The organism is Mycolicibacterium sp. lyk4-40-TYG-92 (genome assembly GCF_030209435.1).
Lineage (GTDB): Bacteria > Actinomycetota > Actinomycetes > Mycobacteriales > Mycobacteriaceae > Mycobacterium.
The window spans coordinates 41,580-61,757 of the sequence record NZ_JARVRX010000019.1; the positions used below are offsets into that span (position 1 = coordinate 41,580).

Annotated in this window: 9 protein-coding genes; 2 read left to right on the plus strand and 7 right to left on the minus strand. The window is 67.6% G+C overall.

Annotation, left to right across the window (positions count from 1 at the left end):
* The first annotated feature begins 50 nt into the window (after window positions 1–50).
* Window positions 51–1,790 carry an AMP-binding protein gene (locus QRN63_RS24185; protein WP_285033493.1) on the plus strand — a complete coding sequence of 580 codons (1,740 nt, stop codon included), beginning with the start codon at window positions 51–53 and terminating at the stop codon, window positions 1,788–1,790.
* Between the two features lie 60 nt (window positions 1,791–1,850).
* On the opposite strand, the gene QRN63_RS24190 is transcribed toward QRN63_RS24185, so the two are convergent.
* Both QRN63_RS24190 and QRN63_RS24195 read right to left on the minus strand, forming a co-directional pair.
* The gene (locus tag QRN63_RS24190; protein ID WP_285033494.1) at window positions 1,851–2,690 is read right to left on the minus strand and encodes an FkbM family methyltransferase; all 840 of its coding nucleotides are present in this window, start codon (window positions 2,688–2,690) and stop codon (window positions 1,851–1,853) included.
* A gap of 150 nt (window positions 2,691–2,840) precedes the next feature.
* A complete protein-coding gene (locus QRN63_RS24195) occupies window positions 2,841–6,164 on the minus strand; it encodes an MMPL/RND family transporter (RefSeq protein ID WP_267317378.1) in 3,324 nt (1,107 codons plus the stop codon).
* A 93-nt stretch (window positions 6,165–6,257) separates the two neighbouring features.
* Between QRN63_RS24195 and QRN63_RS24200 the strand changes: the two genes are divergently transcribed.
* On the plus strand, window positions 6,258–7,496 hold the full coding sequence (locus tag QRN63_RS24200) for a glycosyltransferase (RefSeq protein ID WP_267317377.1): 1,239 nt from the start codon (window positions 6,258–6,260) through the stop codon (window positions 7,494–7,496).
* Window positions 7,497–7,517: 21 nt separating this feature from the next.
* Here QRN63_RS24200 and QRN63_RS24205 read toward each other — a convergent pair whose 3' ends face one another.
* From QRN63_RS24205 to lipL, 5 genes are all read right to left on the minus strand, one after another.
* Window positions 7,518–8,930: a condensation domain-containing protein gene (locus tag QRN63_RS24205; RefSeq protein ID WP_285033495.1), complete on the minus strand. Its 1,413-nt coding sequence runs from the start codon at window positions 8,928–8,930 to the stop codon at window positions 7,518–7,520.
* A gap of 56 nt (window positions 8,931–8,986) precedes the next feature.
* Window positions 8,987–10,396, minus strand: a complete 1,410-nt coding sequence (locus QRN63_RS24210; protein WP_285033496.1) for a hypothetical protein — start codon at window positions 10,394–10,396, stop codon at window positions 8,987–8,989.
* 3 nt (window positions 10,397–10,399) lie between these two features.
* Window positions 10,400–11,869, minus strand: a complete 1,470-nt coding sequence (locus QRN63_RS24215; RefSeq protein WP_267317374.1) for a condensation domain-containing protein — start codon at window positions 11,867–11,869, stop codon at window positions 10,400–10,402.
* Window positions 11,870–11,932: 63 nt separating this feature from the next.
* Window positions 11,933–18,178 carry a sulfolipid-1 biosynthesis phthioceranic/hydroxyphthioceranic acid synthase gene (gene pks2 / locus QRN63_RS24220; RefSeq protein ID WP_502888188.1) on the minus strand — a complete coding sequence of 2,082 codons (6,246 nt, stop codon included), beginning with the start codon at window positions 18,176–18,178 and terminating at the stop codon, window positions 11,933–11,935.
* A 662-nt stretch (window positions 18,179–18,840) separates the two neighbouring features.
* The gene (lipL, locus tag QRN63_RS24225) at window positions 18,841–20,133 is read right to left on the minus strand and encodes an esterase/beta-lactamase LipL (RefSeq protein ID WP_267317372.1); all 1,293 of its coding nucleotides are present in this window, start codon (window positions 20,131–20,133) and stop codon (window positions 18,841–18,843) included.
* Between the last annotated feature and the right edge of the window lie 45 nt (window positions 20,134–20,178).

The window sequence follows — 20,178 nt, forward strand, 5'->3', positions numbered from 1 at the left end:
CTTCGACGACACCCGGCCTTCACCCCTGCCCGTATACCCCCGAGGAGGAAGTGTCCGTGATCGAGTCGTCTCTGCCGGCCGTCCTGCGCGAGCGCGCCAGCCTGCAACCCAACGACCTGGCTTTCACGTTCATGGACTACGACACCGACCCCGAAGGTGTAGCGAAGACGCTCACCTGGGCTCAGCTGTACCAGCAGAGCGTCGCCGTGGCCCATGAACTGCGCCAGCACGGTGAGATCGGTGACCGTGTGGTGATCGTCGCCCCGCAGTGCCTCGAATACGTCGTCGGATTCCTCGGCGCCCTCGAGGCCGGCATGATCGCCGTGCCGCTGACCCAGCCGATCATGGGTCACCACGACGAGCGCGTCATCTCGGTCATGAAGGATGCGCAGCCCGTCGTCGCCCTGACCACGGCGGCCAGCAAGGACGCCGTCGCGCAGTACGCGACGCCGGGCGACGACGGCCGCAGCCCCGTCGTGCTGGCCGTCGACGAACTGGACCTCGAGACCCGTCGTAAGCCGTTCTCGCGCCGCGAAGTTCGCCCCGAGACTGCTTACCTGCAGTACACCTCGGGCTCGACCCGCACCGCCGCCGGCGTGATGGTGTCGCACCGCAACGTCTCGGCCAACTACGAGCAGATGATCGCGGTCTTCTTCTCCGAGTGGGGCAAGGTCGCGCCTCCGGGAAGCACCGTGGTGACGTGGCTGCCGCTGTACCACGACATGGGCCTGCTGCTCGGCGTGTGCACGCCGATCCTCGGCGGCTGGCACACCGTGATGACCAGCCCCATCTCGTTCCTGGTCAAGCCCGCCCGCTGGGTGCAACTGATGGGCAGCCACAAGAACGTCATCACCGCAGCGCCGAACTTCGCCTTCGACCTGGCCGCCGCGCGAACCACCGACGAAGACATGGCAGGCAAGGATCTGAGCACCGTCCTGACGGTCTTCAGCGGCGCCGAGCGCGTGCAGCCGACCACCGTCAAGCGCTACATCCAGCGCTTCGCCAAGTTCGGCCTGCCGGGCAAGGCCATCCGGCCGAGCTACGGCCTGGCCGAGGCCACCCTCTACGTGGCATCCCGCGAGTCCGGCGAGCCGCCGACGGTCGTGGAATTCGACACCGAGAAGCTGGCCGACGGCATCGTCGAGCGCGTCGAGTCCGGCAGCCCACTGGTGAGCTACGGCTTCTCCCCCTCGCCCCTGGTTCGCATCGTCGACCCGGAGACCCGCCGCGAGGCCGCCGAGGGCACCGTCGGTGAGATCTGGACGCACGGTGAGAACGTGTGTGCCGGGTACTGGAACAAGCCCGAGGAGACCGAGAAGACCTTCCGCGGCGTGCTCGAGGGCGCTCCCGAGGGCACCCCGGCGGAGTACTGGCTGCGCACCGGCGACCTCGGCTTCATCTCCGAGGGTTCGCTGTTCATCATCGGCCGGATCAAGGACCTCCTGATCATCCGTGGCCGCAACCTGTACCCCGACGACATCGAGGCGACCGTCAGCGCGGTCTCGGGTGGACGCACCGCCGCCGTGGGCTTCGAGGAGGACGGTGTCGAGCAGTTCGCCGTCGTCATCGAGATGAAGAAGCGCGGCGAGACCGAGGACGAGGTACGCGAGAACCTGGCACAGGTCAAGCACGACATCACCTCGGCCATCTCGCAGGTGCACGGCGTGAACGCCGCCGACCTGGTGCTGGTGGGCCGGGGCTCGATCCCGATCACCACGAGCGGCAAGATCCGCCGGCAGGCCTGCACCGAGCTCTACCGCAAGGGTGAACTGGCGCGTCTGGACGCGTGATCCGCCTCGGTTCCCGGGCCGCGTGACGCAGCCCGGGACCCGAGGTGGGCGACGCTCGCGCTATGCGCGGGTCAGGAGAATATCGGTTCGGCGCACCGGGGCTGTTCGAATCTCGGTGAGCGGGTGTTCTCGCCATTTCAGGTACCAGGCATTGCTGTAGCCGTTCTCCACTTCGTAGGCCGCGAAGTTTTGCTGAATTCGTTTGAACAGCACATCGAATGCGGATTGGTCGTCTTCGGGATTGGCCTCGAAAATGATGCTCATATTCTCGGGAAACGCATCGATGTGGTCGAAAACGTCGTTGAGAATGGTCGTTTCAGCACCTTCGACGTCCATCTTGATCAGCCGCACACGTGCCAATTCTTCGGCCGACAGGATATCCAGCAACGGCGCCGCCGCGACCGTGGCGCATTTCTTTCCGTGGCGCGACGGCAACGTGGTGGTGGCGCCGATGTTGCGGGGGCCGAAGTCGTACAGGTCGAGTTCGCCCACACGGTCGGATACCGCAAGATTCACCGGCCGGACACGGCCGGCGAGTTCCGGGTTGCGGTCCAGGTTGTGCAGCAGTTTCCGGTAAATGTGGGGTGCCGCCTCGATCGCGACGACGTCGGCGCGCGTCGCCGCGAGCATGGTGTCGTAGCCGATGTTCGCGCCGATGTCGACGAACAGATCGCCCGGCGCGAGACTGCTTTCGATGATCCGGGAAATGGCCGGTTCCCACACGCCGTAGTAGATGATGCTGCGCTGAATTGAGTCGACGGGGTCGCAATGGAAGGTGGCCCCGTAATAGGTCGTCGCGTCGCGCGGCTTTCTGAGCCCGAGCTGGTACCAATCGAGAATGCCACCCCCGATCCATCCTGGGAGTGGCCGTAATGCGTCAACGAATTTCCGGAGATCCATCGGTTATCGAATATCCTGTTCTTCAGAGTCGCGGTGCGATCGCGTCGGGCCCTTCGCACAAATCGACGTCTGAATCCCCCCACCGGACAGCAGGAATTCAACCAGGTTTATTGACGAGATAGTTCAATTTCTCGGAAATTCGATATCGGCTCAGCCGAAGAAGCCGCGGTGCTGTACCGCTCCGGCGGCCTCGAAGGCCGTCGTCATCTGGCAGGCGTCACAGGTCGCCGCGTAACCGCACTCCGGGCACGGCTCGACCTCGTCCGACTCACGGCGGGCCTTCCGCTCGGCCAGCAGCCGTTCGGTGGCGGCCAGGGCCGCGGCTTCCTCGGCCTCTTCCCGCTTGCGTCGCGGTGACTTGGACGGCCACCAGTTCGCGTCACCGAGGAGTGCCGCCGTCGCCGGCACCGTCACCGTTCGGACGATGAATGTGTCCAGCAGCAGGCCGATACCGATGATGAAGCCGAGCTGCACGGCGCCCAGAATGCTACTGACCGTCATCGCGAGCATCGACGCCGCGAAGATCAGGCCGGCAGAGGTGATGACACCGCCGGTCGCGGCGACCGTTTTCACGATCGCCGAGCGGACGCCCCATTTGGCCTCGTCGCGTATTCGGGATATCAGCAGCAGGTTGTAGTCGGCGCCGACCGCCACCAGCACCAGGAACGCGATACCGGGCACGCTCCACGAGATGTCGTAGCCCAAGATGAACTGGAAGAACACCACCCCGATGCCCAGCGCCGAACCGTACGACAGCACCACCGACAGCACCAGGTAGAGCGGCGCCACGACGGACCGCAGCAGCTGCACCAGGATCAGGAACACCACGATCAGCGTCACGATGACGATGTACTGGATGTCGCTGTTGTAGTAGTCGCGGATATCGCGGTTCACCGCGGACAGGCCGACCATCGACACCTTCGCGTCCGACAGCGTCGTGTTGGGCAGCGCCGTCTGGGCCGCCTTGACGATCGCGTTGGTCTGGTCCATGGCTTCCGTACCGAACGGGTTCAGCGCCGTCTGCACCAGGTAACGCACCGTGTGGCCGTCCGGGGACACGAACAGCGTCGCGGCCTTCTCGAACTCGTTGCGGCTCAGAATCTCCGGTGGCACGTAGAAACCGGCCATCTGCGGGGTATTGGCGTCGCGGCGCATACCGAGCAGGAACGACGACGCCTGGTTCAGACCACCGCCCATCCCCCGGACCTGGTCGACCAGCAACTTCACGCCGTCGGCGAGCTGCTTGCTCGAATCGGCCAGCAGGTTGACGCCGTCGACCGCCTGTTGGAGGCGCCGCTCGAGATCCGCGGTGTCGTACAGGCGCAGCTGCTTGAGCAGGCCGGTGATGCTCTCGATGTTGGTGCCCATCCCGCGGACCTTGTCGTCCATCCCGGGGTCACTCTTGTACTGCTGCAGCATGTGGCCGAGGTTGATGACCTTCTGCACGGTCTCGGGGTCGTTGCCGTCGTTGACGTTCTGCAGCCCGATCTTCAGGTCGTTGCACGCCGGGTAGTAGTTGCAGAACGGCGTTGCATTCAGCGTCTCGAGGGCTTTTCCGGACCACTTGTAGACGTCCCCGACGCGGACCAGCTGCCCGCCCACGGCGTCGCCCAAGGACGTCATCTGGGACACCATCTTGGCCGATTTGTCCAGATCGTCCAGCGTCTTCGAGCCGCCGTACTGCTTCTGCAGCGCCGACATCTGGGTCAGCATCTGCCGCACCGGGCCGATCCCACCGAGCACCTGTGTGCGGATCTGGTTCAGCGCATCGGCGAGCTGGTACTCGCCGTCGACCAGCTTCTGCAGCAGCGCGTCGTTCCCGTTGATGAGGTTCGAGGCGTCCTTGAGCTTGCTGCCGACCTCACCGGCCTGGTAGGTCGCCTTGGCCTGTTCCAGCACGTCGCCGGTCGGACGGGTGATACCGCGGACGGCGTCGATGTGCGGCAGCTGGGCGACGCGCTGCGCCATCTGCTCCATGTCGGCGAGCGACTTCGGAGCCCGGAGGTCGCGCGGCGACTGGATGAGGATGAACTGCTGCATCGTGGAGCTGACCGGGAAGTGCTTGTTCAGGGCCTCGTAGGCGATGTTGCTGGCGGCGCTCGGGTCGAGGTCCTTGCGGTTGTCGTAGTTGTAGCGGACCAGGGTCGCGCAGCCGGCGAGCACCAGCAACACCGCGAGGCTGCCGGCCAGGTGGGTCACCGGGCGGCGCACGATGTTGACACCCGAGCGGCGCCAGAACTTGCCCGTCATGTCCTTGCGCGGCTTGATCCAGCCGCGCCGGCCGACCAGGACGATCAGCGCCGGCAGCATGGTGACCGACGCGAAGAAACCGATCAGCACGGTCACCGCGAGCGCCGGCCCGATGGTGGCGAAAACCCCGAGAGTGGCGAACGAGAGGGCCAGGAAGGTGATGGCGACGGTGCCGGCCGAGCCGGCGATGACTTCACCGATCGAGGTCAGGGCAGACACCAGCGCCTGATCGTTGGACACTCCCTGCCGGATGAACTCCTGATATCGGCTGAACAGGAATATGGCGTAGTCGGTGCCGGCGCCCATCATCATGCCGGTCATCAGCACCAGGGTCTGCGGTCCGACCGCGAGCCCCATCAGGCCCAGACCGGCCACCAACTGCTGCGCGACGATCAGCGAGACGCCGATCGTCACCAGCGGCAACAGCATCGCCACCAGACTTCGGTAGACGATCATCAGAATCGAGAAGACCAGGACGGCGGTCGCCGTCTCGATCATGTGCTGATCGCGGGCGCCGATTTCATTGATGTCCTGGAACGTCGCCGAAGCGCCCACGATGTTCAGCGTGAGATCGCTACCCTTGACCACTTCTTCGATGGTCTTCTTGGCATTGCTGAAGGCCTTCTGACCCGGCCCGGTACCCATGCTGCCGACGAGGCTGACGGGCAGCTGCAGCGCCTTGCCGTCCTTGCTGGCCATCACCTGGCGCAGCTCGGGGATGTGGATGAAGTCCTGCGTCGACCGGACGTTGGTCTTGTCGGCGTTGAGCTTGTCGACGAGGCGGCGGTAGACCTCTTCGTCGTCCTTGCTGATGCCATGGTCGTTCGTCAGCAGGACGACCGCGATGTTGCCGGCGTCGGCTTCGCGGAAGGCGTTCTTCATGCCGTTGCTGGCGATCAGCGTCGGAGCGTCGTCGGGCAGGAAGGGCGGCGGGCGGCGGCCGGCCACGTCGACCAGCGTCGGCAGCGCGAGAAAAAGGACGGCCGCCAACCCGACCCAGGCGGCCAGAACCACGACGGGACGCCGCACCACGTACTTGCCGAGGGCGGCGAAACCCGCATGTGCCAAAGCACCGCTTGGCCTGGCACGTTTCAGCATCCCCGACAGGCTACACGCCGCAAACCGATCAGATGCACCGACCGCGACCTCAATATCGAAGCCGCCGAAGAGCCGCTTGCGCGCCGCCGTGCTGTAATCGGGTGTGCCACTGACGAAGTCATCCATCCTGCGCCGCGCCTTCGGGTGCCGGGCGTCCTCGTTGCCATTCCCATGCCAGCAATGCGGAGATCAGCGGCAGACCGTTATGCTTGGCGTCCTGTGAAGTTTGCTATCGCCATCCATGGCACGCGTGGAGACATCGAGCCCAGCGGTGCCGTGGCCAGAGAATTGCTGCGCCGTGGCCACGAAGTGCGCATGGCAGTCCCGCCGAATCTGGTTTCGTTCGTCGCTTCGGCAGGTCTTCCCGAGCCCGCCAGCTACGGCGTGGATTCTCAGCAGCAACTGGATGCGGACATCTTTCGCGACCATCTGAGCATCAAGAACCCCGTGAGCGTGATCCGCGAACTCCGGGACTACATGACGCAGGGCTGGCAGGACATGAGTGCCACCCTCACGGAGGTCGCCGCAGACGCGGATCTGCTGCTCGCCGGGACCACCTACCAGGAGGTCGCCGCCAACGTCGCCGAGCATTTCGACATCCCGTTGGCCGCGCTGCACTACTTCCCGTTCCGTCCCAACAGCCAGGTACTGCCGGTACCGCTGCCGCTGCCGCTGATCCGCCGCGGCTTCGCGGTCGGTGAATGGTTCCACTGGCGCATGCTCAAAGAAGCCGAGGACATCCAGCGGCGCACCCTGGGCCTGCCGCCGGCCACCGTGCGGGCCGTCCGCCGCATCGAGGACCGCGGGGCACTCGAAATCCAGGCCTACGACGAGGTGCTGTTCCCCGGGCTCGCCGCCGAGTACGGCGATGCCAAGCCCCTGGTCGGGTCGATGTCGATGGAGCTGCAGACCGACACCGACGCCGACGTGATGGCATGGATCGCAAATGGCAAGCCGCCCATCTATTTCGGCTTCGGCAGCATGCCGGTGGAATCCCCCGCCGACGCCGTGGCGATGATCGACGCGGTCTGCGCCGAGCTCGGCGAGCGGGCGCTGATCAGCTCGGGCGTCTGGAATCTGCCGGACACCGCACTGGGTGACCACGTGAAGCTGGTCGGTGCGGTCAACCATGCCGCGGTGTTCCCACTGTGCCGGGCCCTGGTCCATCACGGCGGCGCCGGCACCACCGCCGCCGGGCTGCGCGCCGGGGTACCGACGGTCGTGCTCTGGGTCAGTGCCGATCAGCCGGTGTGGGCCGGCCAGGTCAAGAAGCTGCACCTGGGCGCGTCGCGCCGCTTCTCGAAGACCACGCCGGCATCGCTGAAGGCCGCGCTGCGCACCGCGCTGCAGCCGGAGTGCACCGACCGGGTCCGTGCCGCCGCCGCGCGTATGACGAAACCCGCGGACAGCGTCGCGCGCACCGCAGATCTGCTGGAGAAGGCCGCCCAGGCCCGTTAGGGGCCCGGGCGGACCTGCCCACTAGTAGATGGTGAGCGGCGTGAGGCCGAATTCGTCGAGCGTCTCCCGGACGAGTTCGCGCAGTGCGGCCCGGGTGTTCGCGGCGCCCACCTGATATCCGACGATGCCGAGGTTCACCCGGCCGTTGTAGCGGCCGGATGCGACCACCAGCAGGCCGCCGGGTCGCTCGATGTCGGACCGCTTGACCTTCTGTTCCACGCCCCAGCAATTCAGGAACGTCGCCTGGTTGACGCCGTCGGGCCGGCACATCAGGTCCGGCAGCTCGGCGAAGTTGGAGCACGTGACCGGCATGTCACCGAGCACCAGGTCGGCAGTCTTGTTCACGGCGCGCAGCGGGATGAACGGCGTCAGCGGCAGCAGGATGAACGACTCGTCCGGCTGTTCCTTGGCCGTCGAGAGCGACGTGCGCAGCGCGCCCCGCAGGTCCGTCAGGTCCTTGGCCACGTGGGTCGGGTCGACGGTGAGGTTGGCGAACGCCATGGCGTTGGCGCGGGTGTCGTCCATGGAGGTCCGGTCGTTGACCGCCACCATGAGGGCAATGTTGTTGTCGTGCTTGCGATGCCGTTCCATCCGCACCCCCAGCCGGGCGGCGAATGCCGCGGCCAGAGAGTAGGTGTTGCCGCCGAGCGTTGCGCACTTGGCATCCCACTGCTCGACATCGATGTGGGTGCCGGCGAACGGCAGCAGCACATACTCGTCGGGCTTGCCTGCCGTCGCCGCGGGCCGGGTGTCACCCGATTGGGAGATTTCGTGCCGCCTGCGGTGGAGCATCTTCGCGGCGGCCACCACGGTCCGGCGGACCTCGGGCCAGTCGCGCCGGGCCTGGCGCAGGTCGGCGCGGATCCCCTGCCAGCGGGTGCGCGAGCCCGGTTGCGCGTAACCCAGATCGCGACCCTGTCCGAGCACCGATTCCATGATCGCGGCCACCGCACCGGTGCCGTCGATCAGGCAGTGCGACAGCGCCAGCGCGACACCCGTCGAACCGTCACTGAACTTCTGGACGCCGAGGTGCCAGCCGGGGCCGTGTTCCGGATCGATCGGAATCTGCGACCGTTCCTCCAGCCAGTCGGTCAGTTCCGAACGCGGACGGGCGGTTTCGGCGATGTCGAGCAGTCGCTCGACGGCCGGTGCGGCCACCCAGCGGGCCCGCCCGAACGGCAGCGGCGAGCGCTCGATGCGCCGGGCCGCCAGGCTCCGGCCGAAGTTCGCGTGGAAACGGCGCAGACCGTCGATGTCGACCGGCCCTTCGTAGAACCACAGCGCCAGCATCACCTGCACCCGGCCACTGGCCCGGTACGACAGGAAGGTCGCCTCGTCCATGTAGTCCAGACGGTCCTGCGGACGGTCCAGCTCCTGCGGCAGCGTGCCGAACCGGCCGCGGCCGATCCTCTTCGACCGGGTATCAGTGGACAAAATAGACCTGGCCCTTCACTTCGGTTATTCGGTTGTGGGACTGGGGATTACGCGGATTATTCGTATACCGCGGAGAGGCCGAACTCGGCCAGGGTCGCTTCCACGTGCGCGCGCAGCGTCGCCTTGGTGTTCTCGGCGCCGGGCTGGTAGCCGATCACGGCCATCGAAACCCGGCCGATCATCTGCATCGAGATGACGGTCAGAATGCCCTTGCGGTGCTCCAGCACCCCGCGGGGCACCTGGCCGTCCACCCCGCGAGCCATGACGTATTCGGCCTGGGTGCCGTCGACGCGCGCCAGGTCGTCGGGCAGCACCCCGAGGTTCGAGCAGAACACCGGCAGCTCGCCGAAGCCGACCGCGATGTCAGCGGCCTGGGTGACTGCTCGTTTCGGGATGAACGGTGTGAGCGGCAGCAGCTCCAACTTCTCGTCGGGCTCCTCGCGCATCTTCCGGAGGGCTTCCTTGATGACCATCCGCGTTTCGGTCAGGTCTTCGGTGACGCCCTTCGGATTGACCCGGGCGTCGCCGATCAGCACCGCGTTGGCTCGGGTGTCCTCCAGCGTGCGGTCGTTGATCGGCACCACCAGCGGTACCACACCTTCGGCCTCGCTGTACCGGCCCATCCGCTCGGACAACCTCGCGGCGAAACCGGCGATCAACGCGTAGCTGTTTCCGCCCAGCGCCTTGGCCCGAGTATCGAATTCGGCGGCGTCGATGAACGCAAAGATCGCCGGTACCACCAGGTTTTCCTTGGCGCTGGCCGAATCCAGATGGGCCGCCGCGGACTTTCCGGAGCGCCGCAGCTCGCTGCGCTTCTGGTAGGCCTGCTTCGCCGCCGACTTGATCGAACGACCGAGTTCAGGCAGATCGCGGAAGGTCTGGCGCAGATCTGCGCGCATCGCACCCCATCGGGACCGGGAGTGCGGCTGCGGCAGACCGAGGTCACGTCGCTGGCCCGTCACCGACTCGAACACCGTCAGCATGGCGCCGCCACCGTCGGCGATGCAATGCGAACCCACCAGGCTGACGACGGTGGCACCGTCGTCCAACGGCTGCACACCCATGTGCCAGGTCGGCCCGAATTCCGGATCGACCGGGATCTGTGCGTGCTCGTCGAGGAAGTCGCCGAGTTCCGACCGGGGACGCACGGTGTCGTACATCCGGATCGGCGCCGGCGGTCCGAGCGCCGACACCCAGCGGTGCCGGCCGAACGGCAGGATCGACGGCTCGATCTGGCGGCCGCCGAGGCCGTGACCGAAGTTGTAGTGGAACCGGCGCAAACCATCCATGTCCACCGGGTGTTCGTACACCCAGCCGAACTGCATGACGGCAGCCTGACCGGTCGCCCGCAGGCCCAGGAACATCGCCTGGTCGACGTAGTCGAGCACCCGGCTCTGATCGTCGTCGCCGTCAGCCAGCCAGCGGCGCAGCAAAGGCACACGCGACGGGCGCGTGGAGGTCGTCACAGGTCAGCCCTTCACAGCTCGAATCAGTTCGCTGCGGCAACCGTTGTGGCGCAAGGCATCCGAACGTCCCGCACCAGAACCTCCGTCGGCGACACGTAGGTACACCGCGCGCATCGCGTGCAGGTACTTGTCCACCGATTCACGTGCGATGGGGTTGTCCGGGTAGGCGATGGTGACCGAGGTTTCCTTCTCGGAACGGTTCACCCAGATGCCGATCTGGTACGCCGAGCGGGCATCGCTGTACACACGGCCGTTGAGCCGTTCCCATTCGTTCATGATCGCCGGCGACAGCGGCGGCAGATTGGTGTCGAGGTACGACACCATCGGCACGCCCGGGTCCGCCTTGCGGATGCCCGGCACCTTGCCCTCGGCCAGTTCCAGCACCCGCTCGAACGGGACGTGCGCGAGGTCCAGGCCGGCGTCGAACGCCTTCTGCATGGCGCGGGCGGTGTCGCCGAACGACTCCGGCACCACGGGGACGCTGATCGGCACGACGCCGGTGAACCAGCCCGTGGTCATGAACTCGGCCGGGGTGCGGCGCGTCGTGGTCGGGGTGATGACGTTGTAGATCGGCTCGCCCGTCAACTCGTGCTCGGCGAGTGCCGCGCACGCGATGACGCCACCGATCACGCGGGCACCCGCGGACAGGCAGGCTGACTCGAACCGCTCCGACTGATGCTTGTCCATCAGCCGAACGGTCAGCATCTCGCCGCCGCACGGCACCGACGGGTCGCCGAGCGGCAGCGGGAAGCACGGCAGGGTGCCGTCGTTGGCCTCGGCGAACTTGATCCAGTCCTTGACCTCCGGCGACTCCAGCGTCAGCGACGAGGTGTACTCCGCCTGCTTGACGCAGTAGTCGTCGTAGCTGCCGGCGTCGGCGAGCGGGATCGGCGGAGCACCACTGACCAGGGCCGCGTACATCAGGTGGATCTCGACGAGCACCAGTCCCATCAGCAGCGCATCGGTATGCACGTGGTCGATGCTGAAGTAGAAGGTGAAGTGGTCGTCGCGCTGGATGATGCCGAAGTGGAAGCAGTCCCACTGCAGCGGATCGGGCGTTGCGAGCACGTGGTCACGCCACTGCTGGGCGTTCATCTCACCGTGCTCGGTCGCCACCAGCTTGATGTCGCGCGGGCTCTTCGCCGTCCGGCGGACGACGACGTCGTCTTCCGTCAGCTCGAACCAGCTGTGGAACGTGTCGTGCCGGCGTACGTAGGCGTTGATGACGTGGGTCATCGCCCGGACGTCGCACTTGCCCGGCATGTCCCATGCGGCGATGTTCAGCCGGGCCATGTCCGTGCCGTTGCTCTCGTGCGAACGGAACGCGCGGATGTGCTGGCTCTGCTGGTAGCTGACCGGCACCGGACTGACCGGTGCGTTGCGCAGCTTGGTGAGCGACGCAGAGGAAGGGTTCCAGGAAGTCAGGACACCCGAGGAACCCATCCAGTCATGGATGGTCCTAATCGCAACCATGCTCACTCTCCTGTGCTTCGGTGAATTCAGCGCGCGGCTCCTGTGACGCCCTACTCTGACCCGTCATGTCGAAATCGCCGTCGAAATCGCCTCCCCCAGGCGTTCTGCCAGTGCGCGGACATTCGTGATGTCCGACGAACCGATCCGGACTCCCGTCTCAGCTTCGATACGGGTCCGCAGTTCCAGCGCCCCGAGCGAATCGAGGCCGTACTCGGCCAACGGACGGTCGGGGTCGACAGATCGCCTAAGTATCATAGACATAGCGTCGGTAATCAGGCGCCTCAGCCGAGCCGGCCGTTCCTCCTCCGACAGTGCGTGGAACTCCGCGAGGAATTCGCTGGTGCCCGCTCCGCCGCGCCCGATGTTGGCGAACGACTCCGCAAACTTGCTCGTCTGGGCGAAAGCCACCAGCCAGTCGGCGCCGGCCACCGGCGCGTAGCCCGCGTAGGCGCGATCGTGGCGGATGATCGCGTCGAACGCGTATGCGCCGTCCTCCGGATCGATCGCCATGGCCTCGTCGGCCGCCATGCCCTGCCCGGCGCCGATCTTGGCCCAGGCACCCCAGGCGATGGCCGTCGCCGGCAGCCCCTGGGCACGGCGCCACTGGGTGAACGCGTCCAGCCAGCTGTTCGCCGCGGCGTAGGCGCCCTGTCCGGGCGAACCCACCATGGCGGCTGCCGACGAGAACGAGCAGAACCAGTCCAGCTCGGACCCCGCGGTCGCCTCGTGCAGGTACCACGCGCCGTACACCTTCGGAGCCCAGTCGCGCTCGATCAGCTCGTCGGTGATGTTCGGCAACGTCGCGTCCTCGACCACTGCGGCGCCGTGCAGCACGCCGCGCAGCGGCTTTCCGGTCGACTCGGCCGCGGCGACCAGACGCGCGGCGGTGTCGGCGGCAGCGATGTCGCCCAGCACCACCTCGACCTCGGCGCCCTTGCTCCTGACGGCCTCGATGGCCTTCGCCGTCGCCGCACTCGGCTCCGAACGCGCATTGAGCACGATGCGTCCGCAACCGCCGGCGGCGAGCTTCTCGGCCAGGAACAGGCCGAGGCCGCTCAGACCACCGGTGACGATGTAGGAGCCGTCCGCGCGGTACACCGGAGCCTGCTCCGGCGACAGCACCGCCTCGAACTCCCCGGTGTGCGGGATGTCGAGCACGAGCTTGCCGGTGTGGCCGGCCGCGCCCATCACGCGGATGGCGGTGCCTGCCTCGCTCAGCGGGTAGTGCGTGGTGTCCGGCACCGGCAGCACGCCCTCGGCGATCTGTCCGAAGATCGTCTCCAGCATGCCGCGCGTGATGTCGGGGTTGGTCAGCGTCAGCAGCGCCAGGTCCAGCGCATAGAACGACAGGTTCCGGCGGAACGGGAACAGGCCCATCCGGGTGTCGCCGTAGATGTCGCGCTTGCCGATCTCGACGAAGCGCCCGCCGAAGGTCAGCAGTTCGACGCCCGCCTTCTGCGCCGCACCCGGCAGCGAGTTCAGCACGACGTCGACGCCGTAGCCGTCGGTGTCGCGGCGGATCTCCTCGGCGAAGGCGGTGCTGCGGGAATCGTAGACGTGCTGAATTCCCCAGCTGCGCAACAGGTTCCGACGGTCGTCGCTTCCCGCGGTGGCGTAGATCTCGGCACCCGCGGCGCGGGCGATGGCGATGGCGGCCTGGCCCACACCACCGGTGCCGGAGTGGATCAGCACCTTGTCGCCGGCCTGAATCCGGGCCAGGTTGTGCAGGCCGTACCACGCGGTGGCGTGCGCACTGGGTACCGCCGCCGCGCTGCCCTCGGGCAGGTCGTCCGGAATCTTCACCGCCAGGTTCGCATCGCAGGTGACGAACGTCTTCCAGGCGCCGGTCAGCGAGATGCCCGCCACCCGATCGCCGATCTGATGATCGGTGACGCCCGGTCCGACGGCGGTGACCACACCGGCGAAGTCCGCGCCCGGCTGCGGCAGCCGGCCCTCGAAACTCGGGTACCGGCCGTAGGCGACCAGCACGTCGGCGAAGTTGAGGTTCGACGCGGCGACCGACACCTCGATCTGACCCGGTCCCGGAGCGACGCGCTCGTAGGCCGCCAGCTCCGCCGACGACAGGTCGCCGGGTGTCCTGATCTGAAGCTGCACGCCGTCGGTCTCGGGCCGCACGACGGTGGTGCGGCGTTCCTCGGGCTGCAACTGGCTCAGGTTCAGGCGCGCGGTGAACCACTCGCCCGACCGCCATGCGGTCTCGTCCTCTTCGGAACCGGACAGCAGTTCGGCGGCGACGTGCGCGACGTCGGCCTGCACGTCCAGGTCGATCTGCGTCGGCCGCATCGCCGGGTACTCCATGCCGATGGCGCGCATGAAGCCGCGGATGCCGCCCTGCTCCAGGTTGGCCACGTCGCCCGGCGCCACGGTGCGGGCGCCCCGAGTGAGTACGTACAGCCGAGCCGGCTGACCCGGCACGTCCGGCAGGCCCCGCACGATGTGTACGAGCTGCTCGACCTGCGCCACACCGCGCTGTGCGGTGGCAGCGGAAGCCGAAGCGGCCGAACCCTCGGGCGCACCCGTGACGATGACGACGCCCTTGAAGGGCTTGGCCGTCAGCGTGGCCTGCAGCGACTCGAGGTTCGACGCATGGTCGGCATCGGCCGGCCACGCCATGGTGGAGACGTCGGCCTCGTCGGACTGCAGCACCTCGGACAGCTTCTCGGTCAGGCTGTCCGCGTCGGCGGCCGCCGAGATCAACAGCCAGCGGCCCGGATCGACCACGTTGGCGACCGGGGCATCCTGGCTGCGCCACTCGATGTTCAGCAAGCGCTCATTGAGGAGCCGCTCGCGCTGGCCCTCCTCCGACACGCCGGTGCCGAGCCGCAGGCCGCTCACCGCGAGCAGCACCGCACCGTTCTCGTCGAGCACATCGATGTCGGCCTCGACAGCGGTCGGCGAGAGTCCGACGAGCTTGACGTAGCAGTAGTGCGCGTTGCGGGTCGACTCGTAGGCCCGCAACCTGCCGACGCCCAGCGGCAGCATCAGCGCGCCGGTGGTGTCGCCGTGCAGATCGGGATGCGCGGCAACCGCCTGGAAGCAGGCGTCGAGCAGCGCCGGGTGCACGGTGTAGGCGCTCTGCTGCGACCGGATGGCACCGGGCAGCGCGACCGCGGCGAGCACCGTGGTGCCCGCGGTGGTGTGGGCCGCCGTCAGGCCGGAGAACGCCGGGCCGTACTGGATGCCGCGATCGGCGAACCAGGCCCGCAGGTCGCCACCGTCGACGTCTTCGGTGTGGGCGGCGACCAGCTTGGCCAAGTTGTACGCCGGGCGGGCCGCGTCATCCTCGACAGCGTGCAGCGTCGCCGCGGCGCGGCGCACCTGCTCGCCGTCCTGGTAGGTCTCGACGAGGAAGTCGATATCGCCCGACGGAACCGCCGTGGCGACCGCCGACACTGCGGTCTCCTCCTCGAGCAGCAGCATCGCCTCGAAGGTCACGTTGCGCACCTCGGAGGCCTCGCCCAGCACCTCGCGGGCCGCGCCGAGTGCCATCTCGCAGTACGCCGCACCCGGCAGCGCCGCGACGTTGTGCACCTGGTGGTCACCCAGCCAGGGCTGCACGCCGGTGCCCACGTCGGACTGCCAGACGTGCCGCTCGGGCTCCTCCGGGAGCCGCACATGTGCGCCGAGCAGCGGGTGCACGGCCAGCGACGCCCCGCCGGGGGCCTGCTCGTGCGGATCCCGCGTCAGGATCAGGTGGTTGCGGGTCCAGGTCGGCAGCGGCACGTCGACCAGCACGCCGTCGGGGTAGATGGCCGAGAAGTCGATGGCGGCGCCGGCGGCGTGCAGATCGGCGACGACGTCGCGCAGACCGTTCGGCACGTCCTGTTCGCGGCGCATTGCGGCGAGGGCCGCGATGCCGATGTCCTGGTGCGTGGCGTTCTGGTTGACGGCGTGCACCAGCAGCGGGTGCGGGGCCAGCTCGATGAACACCCGGAAGCCGTCGTCGAGGGCGGCCTGCACGGCAGCACCGAAACGCACGGTGTGGCGCAGGTTGTCGACCCAGTAGTCCGCGTCGTAGTCCGCAGGGTCACGCGGGTCGTACTGCGTGGCCGAGTAGTACGGCACCGTCGGCTCGTCGGGCTCGAGGTCCTCGAGGGCGTCGGCGAGCTCGTCCAGGATCGGGTCGACCTGTGGGGTGTGCGACGCGACGTCGACAGCGACCTCGCGGGCCATGACGCCCCGCTCGTCCCAGTCCTTGACCAGTGCGCGGATGGCGTCCTTGTCACCACCGACGACGGTCGACTGCGGTGAGGCGACGACCGCCAGCACGACGTCGCTGACGCCGCGGGCGCCGAGCTCGGAGAGCACCTGCTGGGCGGGCAGCTCTACCGATGCCATGGCGCCCGAGCCGGACACCTTGAGCATCAGGTTCGACCGGCGGCAGATCACCTTCACGCCATCTTCCAGCGACAGTGCGCCGGAGACGACGGCCGCGGCCGACTCGCCCATCGAGTGGCCGATGACCGCGCCCGGCTGCACGCCGTAGGACCGCAGGGTGGCGGCCAGCGCCACCTGGATCGCGAACACGGCGGGCTGGATGCGGTCGATGCCGGTCACGGTCTCACCGGCGGTGATGGCCTCGGTGATCGAGAAGCCCGACTCCGCTTCGATGAGCGGTTCGATCTCGGCGATGGCGGCGGCGAAGGCGGGCTCGGCGGCCAGCAGGCCGGCACCCATGGCCGCCCATTGCGAACCCTGGCCCGAGAAAACCCACACCGGGCCGCGGTCGCCCTTGCCGGCGGCCGGCTGGTAGGGGGTCTCGCTGTCGGCGACGTCGCGGAGCGCCTGGATCAGGCCGGCGGCGTCCTCGGCGAGGACGGCGGCGCGTACCGGGCGGTGTGCGCGCCGACGCGACAGTGTGTAGGCGGTGTCGGCAAGGTCGAGGGCATCGCCCTGGGCCTCGGCCCAATCGGCCAGTTTGCCGGCGGTGCGGCGCAGTTGGTCGGCCGAGGTGGAGGACACCGGGAACAGGAGTTTGCCATCACCGGCCAAGCCCCCCTGGCCCTCGGACCCGACGACGCGCGGCGACGACTCCGCCGGCGCCTGCTCGACGACGGCATGCACGTTGGTGCCGGACAGGCCGTAGGCGGACACCGCGGCGCGGCGCGGGTGGTCGGCGGTCGCCGGCCACGGCACGAGGTCGGTCGGCACGAACAGCCCGGTGCTGATGGCCGCCATCTCGGCGGGCATCTCGTTGAAATAGAGGTTCTTCGGCACCACGCCGTGCTGCAGGGCCAGGACGGCCTTCATCAGGCCGACGGCACCCGATGCCGACTGCGCATGCCCGACATTGGTCTTGACCGAACCCAGCACGACCGGCCCTTGCTTGCCGTAAACCGTTGCCAGACTTGAGTATTCGATCGGATCACCAACCGGCGTTCCGGTGCCGTGCGCCTCGACGTAGCCGACGGTGGCGGGATCGATCGCGGCGAGGTCGAGCGCACGCTGGTAGACCGCGACCTGGGCGTCCGCGCCTGGGGTCGCGATGTTGACCGTGTGGCCGTCCTGGTTGCTCGCCGTGCCGCGGATGACCGCCAGAACGCGATCGCCGTCACGCTGCGCGTCGTCCAGGCGCTTCATCATGAACATGACCGACGCCTCGGCGGAGACGAAGCCGTCTGCGGCGACGTCGAAGGCGTGGCAGTGGCCGGTCGGCGACAGCATGCCCTGGGCAGAACCCGAGGACATCTTGCGCGGCTCCAGCATGATCGACACACCGCCGGCGAGGGCGGCGTCGCTCTCCCCGTCGTGCAGGCTGCGGCACGCGTTGTGGATGGCGAGCAGGCTCGACGAACAGGCCGAGTCGACGGTGTACGACGGGCCGTGCGCACCGAGGTGGTAGGAGACGCGACCCGAGGCGAGGCTGAAGTTGTTACCCGTGAAGCCGTACGGGCCCTCGATGGCGTGGGCGTCGGCGGCCAGCAGCTGGTAGTCGCCGTGGGTCATACCCACGAACACACCGGTGAGCGAGCCGGCCAGGGTGACGGGGTCGATGCCCGCGTGCTCCACGGCCTCCCAAGAGGTTTCGAGGATCAGGCGGTGCTGCGGGTCGATCGCGGTGGCTTCGCGCTCGCTGATGTTGAAGAAGTCGGCGTCGAAGCCGGCAACGTCATCGAGGAAACCGCCCCACTTGGAGACCGACCGGCCGGGCACGCCGGGCTCCGGGTCGTAGTACTCCTCTGCGTCCCACCGTTCCAGCGGAACTTTGGTAACCAGGTCGTCACCGCGCAGCAGGGCTTCCCACAGCTCGTCCGGCGAACTGATGCCGCCAGGAAGCCGGCATGCCATGCCGATGATCGCGACGGGTGTCGTCGGTGACCCACCCACTTAGCTACCGCCTCTCCGTGCAGTCCGGCCCTACTCCGACACACCGTGCCGGGTGGCTTTGCAGACCGCGCTCAAAATCTCTGCGAAATCGTCTTTGCCGCGTTAAACAAACTGGCTCGAAATCCTACCGGGTCAAATTAACTGATCCGACGATTCGGGGCTACCCGTTTCGGCCGAATCACTACTAGGCGACCGTCAGCAGCGGATATCCGCAGCACACTCGCCGCGGAAGGCCCAACCCGCCCGGCGCGCCGTTGCGCAGGGGTTTGGTTCGGAGCCATTTCGAACCAGCCACGGGGCGGAAGCATAGCGGTCCGTAGCGAACATCGTTCACCCCAGCACCGCGCCAACGCAGAGCCGGTGAGAGAGCAAATGTTTGCATGGATATGGTTATTGAAATTCGAGCAACGCAATGAAAATCGCAGAACTACAGGCTGCGGCCATAAAATCGTATTGTCGGCAATTGTAGATACGCATGGTACGAAATATCTGGTGTGACGAACTCCGCTCGATACGGGCAAAAAATCAACATGCCGGACATCTGCGTGTATTCGAAAGTCCCGTGCTGAGGGCGGTCCGCATCGCTTCCGAAGCGGACCCATATCTCGCACGCGCAAACTCCGTCAACCCGCAACCGGGGCCGGATCCGCGTATGGCGCACCGAACTCCATGACCCGACAGAAACCGTTGCTGCGTGCCTGTGCGGCGCCGCGTCGCACCATTGCCGCGAGCGCCACGAAACCGGCCTGATCGGCAAGCATCAGCGGCGTCAACAGGCGGTTGTGCACGAAACCGAAAGCCAGTCCCCGATCGGGATCCGCCCACCCCAGCGAGCCACCCAGGCCGACATGGCCGAACCCGGGCATGACTCCCGGGATCGGCGTGCCGTGGTACCCGAGGTTGAAGTCCATCGGCAGGCCGAGGCCCAGGTCCGGAAACAGGCTGCCCGGCCCCCGCAGCTGCGCCACGGTGCCCGCGGACAGGAAGCGCAGGCCGTCCATCTGGCCGCCGTTGGCCAACGCGCCGTAGAGGCGGCCCAGCGCTCGCGCCGTGGCCACGCCGTTGGCGCCCGGCATCTCGGAATCCAGCAGCGGTGTGTCGCCCTGTGCCATCGACCGCATGCCGGTGAAATACATCGACCCGAACCCGCCCGAGAAGGGCAACCTCGCCACGTGCGGCGCCACCGCGTCGAACAGCGGATTGCGGATGCGGAACTGCGGGCCGATGATCTGCGCGGGCCGCGTGGGCGCATCCGCGGCCGGCCGGCCGAGATGCAGACCGTCGGTGCCGAGCGGCTCCGCCAACTCGGTGCGGAACAGGTCCCGCATGCCCTGCCCGGTCACCGCGCGGGCCAGGCCGGACAACAGCCAGCCGTAGGTGATGGCGTGGTACGCCGGACGTCCCTTCATCCAGCTCATCGGAGCCGCCGCCAGCCGCTGTTCCATGAGGCGGTGGTCCATCAGCTCCTCGCGCGTGGCACCGTTCAGCTGCGAGAGCCCGGCGCGGTGCCGCATCAGCTCCCGCACCGTCACGCCGGCCTTGCCGTTGGCCGCGAAGGCCGGCCAGTAGTCGGCGACGGGCGCGTCGTACGCGATCAGGCCGCGATCCGCCAGGCGGTGGATGACGGTCGAGGCCAACCCCTTGGTCGCCGAGAAGACCATGGCGCCGGTGTCCGCGTCCCATGGCCGGGTGCCCCACCGATCGGCCCACCCCGTCCACACGTCGACGACGGGAACGCCGTCGAGATACACCGAGAGAGCACCACCGCCCAGAAAGCGGCTGGGGAACAGGGCCGAAAAGGCCCGCACCACAGTTGCGAAGTTCGGGTCAGCGGCACCGTGAACGCCCTGCGGAAGAGGCCCGCCGGCGGACCGGAGAGGCGCGACGTTGCGCTCCCGGCGAATTGCGTTGGTCATTACCAAATGATGACGTGCGCCTGCCGCAGATCATCTTCGACGTTA

Coding starts and splice junctions, on each gene's coding strand:
- QRN63_RS24190 (WP_285033494.1), bottom strand. CDS start 2,690: ATGGATCTCCGGAAATTCGTTGACGCATTACGGCCACTCCCAGGATGG.
- QRN63_RS24195 (WP_267317378.1), bottom strand. CDS start 6,164: ATGGATGACTTCGTCAGTGGCACACCCGATTACAGCACGGCGGCGCGC.
- QRN63_RS24215 (WP_267317374.1), bottom strand. CDS start 11,869: ATGGTTGCGATTAGGACCATCCATGACTGGATGGGTTCCTCGGGTGTC.
- pks2 (WP_502888188.1), bottom strand. CDS start 18,178: ATGGCATGCCGGCTTCCTGGCGGCATCAGTTCGCCGGACGAGCTGTGG.
- lipL (WP_267317372.1), bottom strand. CDS start 20,133: ATGACCAACGCAATTCGCCGGGAGCGCAACGTCGCGCCTCTCCGGTCC.